The organism is Aminobacter sp. J44 (assembly GCF_007829415.1).
Lineage (GTDB): Bacteria > Pseudomonadota > Alphaproteobacteria > Rhizobiales > Rhizobiaceae > Aerobium.
This window is the reverse complement of record NZ_VLJG01000011.1, coordinates 82,694-90,621: the sequence shown is the minus strand read 5'-3', so window position 1 is coordinate 90,621 and position 7,928 is coordinate 82,694. Positions and strand designations below refer to the sequence as shown.

Genomic DNA, 7,928 nt, shown 5'->3' with positions numbered 1-7,928 from the left:
TGGGGCCTGTTCCTGTGGTGCGAGGTCTGGGTAAGCAGCCTCGTGCAACTGTTCAGGTTCAAAGCAGCACTGCGGGAAGGGGCCAGGCCATGCCACGGTCTGCTTTCCCAAGCGGAGGCGACCAGGATSCCMKCGGCCTCCTTCCCGCAACCATTCTACACCTCAGCAAACACACRGGATGGCCGGGTCAAGCCCGGCCATGACGAAGCTGAAATGCCGGGGATGATCTGCAACTGAGCCGAGAAGGGACGCCTTCTTTGGCAGGCAGTCGTCACCCTGCTGGCAACTCGTCCCACCGTCCTCTAGCTCGAGCTTCTTGCAACAGCACCGCTGCGCATCGCTCGATCGTCATACATCCGCCGTTTCCCTCGTCATGCCACGGCTCGTCCGTGGCATCCATGCCGGAACGATGACATCCCGCCGGCGGTGCAGAACTCGGCATCAATCTCCGCCCCAAATGCGCCGCCCCGAAAATCCCCCTCTAAAAACACCTCACATCCGCCTCGGCCTGCGCGCGGCGGAGGTTGCCGATCGCCGTCTTGCCGGCCGCGCTCTCGCGAAAAAAGGCGCCGCGCTCGCCGCCGGCAAAGGACAGGCTGCGGAAGGTCTCGGCCTGTTCATAGGCCTCGTAGGGGATGATGGTCGAAATGACGTCGATCGAGCACGAGCAGCTTTCGAGCGCCCGGCGCGTTTCGCCATTCGCCTTCATGCAGGCGAAGACGTAGTCGGCGACCGTAACGGTCGGATAGTCGTTGGCCAAAGCCGGGGTAGCTGCGCCCGCGAGGGCGAAGATCGCCGCCGGAACGGCTGCCCGGACAAGTCTGCGCGGCTGCGTCAACCAGCGCGCGCGGCGGGAGTTTTCTGCTGTATGCATCATGCAGTGACACCTCCTCCTGCCGTCATAGTTGGACGCGCTCCCCCGCCCGTCAACCGGCTACCCGGTTTTCGCTCTGCACACACCCACATTTGAACGAGTGCCTACCGGGTCGATGATCATCATGACGGGTAGCAGCAACGCCAATGCAACCGCACGGTGCCACGCGATCTTGCTTATCAGGTGAAATGAATCCCTGCACGTCACGCGGCAGGCTGCACAGTTCTTAAGCATTGCCTAATATAGTTTCCGTGCGCCAGTGGCCTCACATCGCAAGTCGATCTCCGGAATTACTTGGTATATTCCAAAAACTCACGAATTGTAACAGCGTATATTTGATTAAATCGATCCAATAAAAAATTGCTGCACTGCAGTATGTTTGCTTCAAGCCAAAAGTATTAATGATTTAGTACTTGCCTAATAACTTGGGTCAGATTAGCTTTCGTCCAGTTTCCGGCTTCAAGGACCTCGCCGATATTGGGAGCGGCGATGTCTTCGCAGGCCAGATTTCGGGACAGTGGTGCCCCTGTCCCGTGCTTGCCGTGACACGCTGCCGGAAACGGAACGTTCCCAATACCAGATGATCGCCAGGATGAGTTTGGGGGACGTCCGCGTGGGCGGTTGCGATCGTAAACCTCGGGAGGATTGCAATGCGTGTACCCAGGAAGGCCACTTATCTCCGATTTGCCACGGCGCTGCTCCTCTGCACGTCAGCGGGCGGAGCGTGGGCGAATGACGAACTGATCAAGATGTCGGAAGACCACAAGAACTGGGTCATGCCGGCGCGCGACTATGCGAACACCCGCTACTCGGAGCTCAACCAGATCACCAAGGACAACGTCAAGGATCTCCAGGTCAAATGGACATTCTCGACCGGCGTCCTGCGCGGCCATGAGGGCGGCCCGCTGGTGATCGACGGCGTCATGTACGTGCACACGCCGTTCCCGAACATCGTCTATGCGCTCGACCTGAACAATGACGGCAGGATCCTGTGGAAGTACGAGCCGAAGCAGGATGCCAACGTCATTCCGATCATGTGCTGCGACACCGTCAACCGCGGCGTTGCCTATGGTGATGGCAAGATCATCCTGAACCAGGCCGACACGACGGTGGTGGCGCTCGACGCCAAGACCGGCGAGGTCGTCTGGTCGGTCGCCAATGCCTCGACCGACGGCAGCAAGGGCGAGTCCGCCACCGCGGCGCCGCTCGTCGTCAAGGACAAGGTGATCATCGGCATCTCCGGCGCCGAGTTCGGCGTGCGCGGATGGGCGGCGGCCTACAACCTCAAGGACGGATCGCTGGCCTGGAAGGCCTATTCGACCGGCCCCGACTCCGAAACCCTGATCGATCCCGAAAAGACCACCCAGCTGGGCAAGCCCGTCGGCAAGGACAGCGGCGTGACCTCCTGGGAGGGCGAGCAGTGGAAGATCGGCGGCGGCACCACCTGGGGCTGGTTCTCCTATGATCCAGAACTCAACCTCGTCTATTACGGCACCGGCAACCCCGGCACCTGGAACCCGGTCCAGCGCCCGGGCGACAACAAGTGGTCGATGACCATCTTCGCCCGCGATGCCGACACGGGCCAGGCCAAGTGGGTCTACCAGATGACCCCGCATGACGAGTGGGACTATGACGGCGTCAACGAGAGCATTCTCGTCGACGACCTTGAGTTCGAGGGCCAGCAGCGCAAGGTGCTCGTCCACTTCGACCGCAACGGCTTCGCCTACACGCTCGACCGCGAGACCGGCGAACTGCTGGTGGCCGAAAAGTACGACCCGAAGGTCAACTGGGCGACCGAGATCGACATGGATCCGAACAGCGAGACCTTCGGCCGGCCGAAGGTGGATCCGAAATACTCGCCGCAACAGAACGGCGAGGACGTCAACACCGCCGGCATCTGCCCGGCAGCGCTCGGCTCGAAGGACCAGCAGCCGGCAGCCTACTCGCCGAAGACCAAGCTGTTCTATGTCCCGACCAACCACGTCTGCATGGACTACGAACCGTTCAAGGTGAGCTACACCGCCGGCCAGGCCTATGTCGGCTCGACCGTGTCGATGTATCCGACGCCTGACAGCCATGGCGGCATGGGCAACTTCATCGCCTGGGATGCCGTCAAGGGCGAGATCGTCTGGTCGGTCCCCGAGCAGTTCTCGGTATGGTCCGGCGCGCTCGCGACCGCGGGCGACGTGATCTTCTACGGAACGCTGGAAGGCTACATCAAGGCCGTCGATACGGAGGGCAAGGAACTCTACAAGTTCAAGACCCCGTCCGGCATCATCGGCAACATCAACACCTTCGAACACAACGGCAAGCAGTACGTGGCCGTCATGTCGGGTGTTGGCGGCTGGGCCGGCATCGGTCTCGCCGGTGGCCTGCTGGCGCCGGAGAATGCGGCGGCGTGGCATGAGGCCGTCAGCCAGGGCAAGGACGTCAGCGACCAGCAGGCGGCCGTGTCGACCGCGGGCCTCGGTGCCGTGGGCGGCTATGCAGCCCTTGCCGACTACACGACGCTTGGCGGCCAGCTGACCGTCTTCGGCCTGCCGGACTGATCGTCCTGCGACCTGCCAAAGAGCGGGAGCCCGGAACTGGAAATGCCAGTCCGGGCTTCCGGCTGTGAAATCTCGGGGGTTTCGGCGGCGCCGGSCGCCGCGATGCACTGTCCCGCCTGACATCAAGAAGAGGAAGACCGCATGATCTTGCGCAGCGCCCTGACGGCTGTCTCCGCCGTTGTCATTGCCCTCTCGCCCCTTTCCGCGAGCGCGCAAAGTTTTTCTGACAGCAAGGAGACGGCGGCAGTCGACCGCGAAGAAGATGGCAAGTATTATGACGCCGATGGCAACCCGACCTTCAAGGTCGAAGATGACGGCACCGTCGACTGGTTCACCTTCAGCGGTTACCGCCGCTACCATGCCGACTGCCACGTCTGCCACGGCCCCGACGGCGTAGGCTCGAGCTACGCGCCGGCGCTGGCGAAGACGATGAAGAACATCGATTACGCGACCTTCCTGTCGATCGTCGCGGAAGGCCGGAAGAATTTGGGCGCGGGCAAGGAAAATGTGATGCCCGCTTTCGGCGAGAACAAGAACGTCTACTGCTACATGGACGACCTCTACGTCTACCTGCGTGCGCGCTCGCTCGACGCGATCCCGCGCGGACGTCCCGGCAAGAGGGCAGACAAGCCTGAAGCTGCCGCCGAAGCGGAGAAATCGTGCATGGAGGGTTAGAGAGGAGGAGATCATGACATCGTGGCCCCGGCTGCTTTGCAGCCTGTCGTTCCTGGGGCTCATGGCAACAACATCAGGCCCTGCCTTTGCGCAGGGCGCCGGGCTGGGGGCAGCCGGCGAACTCGTGGACCCGAATGTGCTGCGGGTCTGCGCCGATCCGTCAAACATGCCCTTCACCGACGAAAGCGGCGAAGGGTTCGAGAACAGGCTGGCCGAACTCACCGCGGAAAAGCTCAGCCGCAAATCCGTTTCCTACACATGGTTCCCGCAGGTGATGGGCTTCGTGCGCCAGACGCTGCGCGCCAACCGCTGCGACATCATCATGGGCTACGCCCAGGGCGATGAACTGGTGCAGAACACCAACGCCTATTACCGCTCGACCTACGTGCTGATCTACAGGAAGGGCGGCGACCTCGACGGGGTGCAGGACCTCACCGACCCGCGCCTTGCCGGCAAGAAGATCGGCGTCGTCGCCAACACGCCGCCGACCAGCGTGATGGCCCGCGCCGGGCTGATGCGCACGGCCAAGGCCTACCCGCTGATGATCGACACGCGCCTGTCGCCGCCGATCGGCGAGATCGCGGTCGAGGACATGATGGAAGGCGCGATCGACGCCGCGGTGCTGTGGGGGCCGATGGCCGGCTACTACGCCGCGCGCGCCGATGAAGAGCTCGCGGTCGTTCCGCTCAAGGACGTCAAGGGCATGACCCGCATGTCCTTCCGCATCACCATGGGCGTTCGTCCCTCCGACCAGGAGTGGAAGCGCACGCTCAACAACTTCATCCGCGACAACCAGGAGGAGATCAACCGCATCCTCCTCGACTACGACGTGCCGATCCTCGACGAACGTGGCGAGCCGATCGTGGCCCAGCCGCGCGACAAGGCCGAGGCCGACACGTCCACGCCGGAGGAGAAGAAGTGCAAGGTTGCGCGGAGGGGACGCTGCGTGTCCTGAGCGGACTGGCAGCGGACAAGGCAGTTCCGGGGCGGGATCAACCGCCTTCGGCAACAAGGGAAGGAGGCTGCAAATGACGACTGGAATATCGATACACCCGGCCATCGACGGCGGCGTGAGGCCCGGCAATCCGAGCTTTGTCGGCGGCACGCTGGTCTGCGACTGCACCGACCGGCCGGTCAAGGTGCGCATCGAGGGCAATGTCGCCCACAACCACGCCTGCGGCTGCACCAAATGCTGGAAGCCGAAGGGCGCCGCCTTCTCGATCGTCGCGGTGGTACCGCACGACAAGGTGACGGTGCTGGAAAACGGCGACAAGCTGAAGGTCGTCGACTCTTCAGCCCTCATCCAGCGCCACGCCTGCGTTGAATGCGGCGTGCACATGTACGGGCCGGTCGAGCGCGAGCACCCCTTCCAGGGCCTCGACTTCGTCCATCCGGAGCGCTTCCAGGAAAGCGGCTGGGCCGAGCCCGGCTTTGCCGCCTTCGTCTCGTCGATCATCGAGTCGGGCGTCGATCCCTCGCTGATGGACGGGGTCCGCGCGCGGCTGCGCGACCTTGGCCTCGAGCCCTATGACTGCCTGTCGCCGGCGCTGATGGACTACGTCGCCACATGGACGGCGAAGAAAAACGGCGTGCTGGCGGCGTGAGCCAAAGCTGGCGCGGTGAGCAGCCGGTCGCGGGTGCCTGACCTGGCCTGACCTGCCCCAGGCGGGCAAATCGGTTTGCGCACCCGCGCCGGCATTTCCGCCACCACGCACCTCGGTTGCAGGGCGTGCGTGCGGGCCTCCGCCTCGGCTCGGGCACCGTCATGAAGGGCACGCACGGGATCCTCCCCCACATGTGCAGAGGAGCCCATGCGAAGCATGGTGGAGGGGGCTCATGGAGGGCGGCGGTGACAATCTGCCGTCACGAGTCCGCGCGCAGCACCCTCCTCGCCCTGCTTGAAACGCATCAGCGGCTTTTCCGCACCCCACCGACCTCTCTGCTTTACGAGCCCCCCTCCGGCGCTCCGCGCCACCTCCCCCGCTTCGCAGGGGAGGATCCCGCGTCTTCGCGCTTCGGAAACGTAGCGTACCGCAGCCGATGGAGAGCCGTTGGCCGTCTGTCAGGCCGCGGAGAGTGCGCCGCACTGCAGATCAAGCCGGAGCTCCCGACCAGTCCCCGCGCAGACGCCCCCCACCGCCCAAAAATCATGGTTAACGCATCGCTGTATATTAGCAGCTTGTTAACCATAAGGTGACGATATAGCGGTGACAGCGATGCCCTCATGCGTCGCGCAAGTAACTGGGCGGATTGGGGGTTTTCCGTCCGCGTCTGGGAAGGCAAGACCTTGAAGCGCGCTCGCGATCTGCCCGTCACTCTGCTCGCCATCGGCCTCGCCGCCGCGATTTCCGGCTGCGCGAACCAGCAGGCAAAGCCCGAGCTCGACACCACCACCGTCTCCGCCATTCCGGGCAGCACCGCGCCCGAGCGCCCGGTGACAGACCTGCCCGAGCCGCCCGCGGGTCCCCTCACTCTCGAAAACGCTGTCAGGCGCGCCGTGCGCTGGCACCCGGCCGTCGGCGAAGCGGTCGCAAAGCTGCGCCAGCAGATGGAATCCGTCTCGGAGGCTGAGGCCGGCTACATGCCGCGGATCGGCTGGGGCATCGATTCCGCCTATAGTTCGGCCGAGGACGACCGCTACCGCCCGATCCTCAACGTGTCCGGCTCGCAGCTGATCTACGATTTTGGCAAGACGGAAGGTCGCGTGCGCGTGGCTTCCGCCGGCGTCGAAGGCCGGCAGGCGAGCATTCTGGTCGCCATCGACGACCTTGCCTACGAGACGGCGGCGGCGATGTTCGAGGTGCAGCGCTACAGGGCGCTGATCGCCGTCGCCCGCGAGCAGATCGCCGACGTCAAGGCGGTCGAGGCGCTGGTGAAGAGCCGCACCGACACCGGCGCCAGCACCGACTCCGACCTGCTGCAGGCGCGCGCGCGCGTTCAGGCGGCCGAAGCCACCAAGCTGCAGCTTGAAGGCTCGCTGCGGCGCTGGGAAAGCGTGCTTGCGGCCATGACGGGCATCCAGGGCACGCCGCAGGTCAAGAACGACAAGCCCGCCTGGCTCAATTCCGCCTGCTCGTCGGGCGAGCCCGACTGGCAGCGCGTGCCGGCCATCATGGAGGCGGCCGCGGCCCACAAGACCGCCAACGCGCAGCTGGACCTTACCCGCGCCGAGGCGCTGCCGTCGATCGCGCTCGAAGGCCGCGTCGGCTCGGATGTCTCGCGCATCGGCAAGCGCGATCCGGAAATCCGCTTCGGGCTGAACGTCAGCGGCGATATCTTCAACGGCGGCGTCAGCAAGGCGCGCACCAACGCCGCGGGCTATGCCCTCGCCGCGGCCGATGCCGCGATCGCGCGGGCAAAGCTCGACGTGCAGCGGGCGCTGCTCGAATCCAGCGGCCAGGTGGCGAGCCTCTCCGGCCTGCGCGGCACGCTGTCGCGCACCGAGACGACGCTGAAGGAAACCCGCGCGCTCTACCGCACGCAATATCTCGAGCTTGGCACGCGCACCCTCCTCGACGTGCTCAATGCAGACCAGGAATACCACTCCGCCCGCTTCCAGCTGGCGAATGCCGAATACGACCTGCGCAAGCTGTCCCTCGACTGCATCTACAATGCGGGCCGCATCCGCCAGGTGTTCAACCTGACGGGGTACCAGGTGCAGGGCGTGGCGCTGTAGGGGCACGACGTCGTGGGTTGCCAGGCGGAACGCCGGTAAAGGACAAGATCGTGCCGGGGCCAAGGCGTGCCTGCGGGCACGTTGCCAGGCCCGCAGGGACCAAGGCGCCGTGCCTACCGCAGGGACCAAGTGAGGTGAGTGCGGTTGCGGTGGG

At 64.5% G+C, this 7,928-nt stretch carries 7 protein-coding genes; 6 read left to right on the top strand and 1 reads right to left on the bottom strand.

Annotation, left to right across the window (positions count from 1 at the left end; all coding sequences use genetic code 11):
- A partial coding sequence (locus L610_RS20315; protein ID WP_210245997.1) for a hypothetical protein occupies positions 1-237 on the top strand: 237 nt, incomplete at its 5' end.
- A gap of 244 nt (positions 238-481) precedes the next feature.
- Here L610_RS20315 and L610_RS20455 read toward each other — a convergent pair.
- Positions 482-877: a hypothetical protein gene (locus L610_RS20455; RefSeq protein ID WP_246658936.1), complete on the bottom strand. Its 396-nt coding sequence runs from the start codon at positions 875-877 to the stop codon at positions 482-484.
- Between the two features lie 647 nt (positions 878-1,524).
- Between L610_RS20455 and L610_RS06010 the strand changes: the two genes are divergently transcribed.
- The 5 genes from L610_RS06010 (at position 1,525) to L610_RS05990 (ending at position 7,774) form a co-directional block, all read left to right on the top strand.
- A complete protein-coding gene (locus tag L610_RS06010) occupies positions 1,525-3,423 on the top strand; it encodes a methanol/ethanol family PQQ-dependent dehydrogenase (RefSeq protein ID WP_144703418.1) in 1,899 nt (632 codons plus the stop codon).
- 141 nt (positions 3,424-3,564) lie between these two features.
- Positions 3,565-4,098, top strand: coding sequence for a c-type cytochrome, methanol metabolism-related (locus L610_RS06005; protein ID WP_024849942.1), 534 nt, complete (start codon positions 3,565-3,567; stop codon positions 4,096-4,098).
- Between the two features lie 13 nt (positions 4,099-4,111).
- Positions 4,112-5,053 (top strand): substrate-binding domain-containing protein, encoded by a 942-nt coding sequence (locus L610_RS06000; RefSeq protein ID WP_144703415.1) that lies wholly within the window; start codon positions 4,112-4,114, stop codon positions 5,051-5,053.
- Positions 5,054-5,126: 73 nt separating this feature from the next.
- On the top strand, positions 5,127-5,702 hold the full coding sequence (gene gfa / locus L610_RS05995; RefSeq protein WP_144703412.1) for an S-(hydroxymethyl)glutathione synthase: 576 nt from the start codon (positions 5,127-5,129) through the stop codon (positions 5,700-5,702).
- A gap of 683 nt (positions 5,703-6,385) precedes the next feature.
- Positions 6,386-7,774, top strand: a complete 1,389-nt coding sequence (locus L610_RS05990) for a TolC family protein (protein WP_246658935.1) — start codon at positions 6,386-6,388, stop codon at positions 7,772-7,774.
- Positions 7,775-7,928: the final 154 nt, after the last annotated feature.